The sequence below is a fragment of the Kitasatospora sp. NPDC057542 genome (assembly GCF_042801945.1).
Classification (GTDB): domain Bacteria; phylum Actinomycetota; class Actinomycetes; order Streptomycetales; family Streptomycetaceae; genus Kitasatospora.
Map to the genome: position 1 here is coordinate 1 of NZ_JBHVFE010000857.1, position 1,124 is coordinate 1,124.

The 1,124-nt window shown below is 72.1% G+C and carries 2 protein-coding genes; both read right to left on the reverse strand.

All coding sequences use genetic code 11. The annotated features are described in order from the left end of the window. Positions 1–51: 51 nt before the first annotated feature. Entirely contained in the window at positions 52–711 is a 660-nt protein-coding gene (locus ACFU7Y_RS44115) for a zinc ribbon domain-containing protein (protein ID WP_224285551.1), read from the reverse strand. 94 nt (positions 712–805) lie between these two features. Further along, positions 806–1,124, reverse strand: a 319-nt coding sequence (locus ACFU7Y_RS44120; RefSeq protein WP_380772098.1) for a hypothetical protein, incomplete at its 5' end; no start/stop codon positions are given.

Here is a 1,124-nt window from a genome sequence, read left to right on the forward strand (position 1 = left end):
CCTCCGGACCGTGGCTCCGGGGGCGCCCCGCCGTGGTGCGTCCGAGGGGTGTCAGCGCCTCGTCCCGCAGGACGGGCAGAACGCGGAACCGTCCGGAACGTCCTTGTGGCAGCTCGTGCACTGGACGGGCTGCGCCAGTCGGAAGCCGCAGCCCGGACAGAACGGCGTGCCGTGGGTCTCGGTGTGGCACTGCGGGCAGACCAGCTGTCGCGGCGCGTTGACGTCGAACTCGGCACCGGACTGCTGACCGGACTTGTACGCACGCTCGGTGACCGTGTCGTTGAGGCCGCGGTGCTGCGCCGCCACCGCCTCGGCCGCGGTGTCCGGGGCGCAGGTGTGGCAGAGGCCCTGGGCCGGGTTGAAGCACTGGCCGCAGACGTAGTGGGTGCACCGGGCGCAACGGTTGAAGTGCGTCCGGGCGTTGGCGATCGCGCGCTGGAACGCGGCGTCCCGCGAGGTGCCCCAGGTCTGGCCGGCCAGTCCGTCGGCGGCGTTGCTGATGGTGTTGGCGTTGCCGCCGATGAGGTTCCAGGCCGCGCTGACGCCCTTGCCTATCCAACCGGCCATCTGGCCGGTCCGGAACGGCTCGAACGGCGAGCGCCAGGTGTCCGAGCAGCGATAGCAGTAGAACTCGAACTGGAAGCCCGCACCGGTGCCGTGCTGCTCGCACAGGTCACGATGGTTGCTGCTGAAGTAGATCTCCGAAGTCACGTCGTCCCCGGTCGCTAAGTGGCCTGTCAGCGGTCGCTCCCAGGGACGACAGGGCCCACCGAACGGTTCCGCCAAGGAACCACGACCGACCGGATCAGAGCCCCGAGACCGGCAGCAGCAGCACCCGCGACGGGTCGAACCGCTGCCAGAGCGCGGGCTGTCCGCTGCAGCCGATCCGCAGCCGGCACCAGCGCTGCCCGGCCGCGTCCTGCCACCACCCGCTGATCCGGCCGAGCGCCCAGGCACCGTCCCCCAGGTCCACCTCGACCGGCTGGTAGACCCACTGGACGTCCCGGTCCGCCGGTTCCGTTCCCGCCGGACCTGCGGCGCCCCCGGGACTGCACTGACTCTCCATCACGGCTCCGCCTCCCGACTCCGGACCCGGCCGCCCGGACGCCCGCTCGGGGCGGCCG